This is a genomic window from Ochrobactrum sp. SFR4 (genome assembly GCF_019730395.1).
GTDB lineage: Bacteria > Pseudomonadota > Alphaproteobacteria > Rhizobiales > Rhizobiaceae > Pseudochrobactrum.
On record NZ_JAAPBB010000925.1, the window covers coordinates 1 to 262 of the forward strand.

A 262-nucleotide genomic window follows, 5' to 3' on the forward strand; every position below is an offset into this window, starting at 1 on the left:
TGGCTCGATTGCAAGCGCAACCGTGCCAAAGATGTGCAGCATCTGCTTAAGCCGGTTCAGGATGATTTTTTCGAAGCGATTCCCGTATCGGATAAGATTAATCATGCCCGCTATTTCGGCACAGATGTGCATGAGCGGGTGGAGGAGCCGGTGATTTCGCAAGCGGGAAAGCTTCAAAAGCCGGTTAAGCCTAAAAAATCTGCTGCGAAAAAGAAAACAGATGACAAAGATGATCAGTTTAGTATGTTTTGACTAACTCTTT

Annotated in this window: 1 pseudogene; it reads left to right on the forward strand. The window is 45.8% G+C overall.

The window, feature by feature from the left end:
* Positions 1-252: pseudogene (locus HBA93_RS24680) on the forward strand (SOS response-associated peptidase); the annotation flags it as partial.
* Between the last annotated feature and the right edge of the window lie 10 nt (positions 253-262).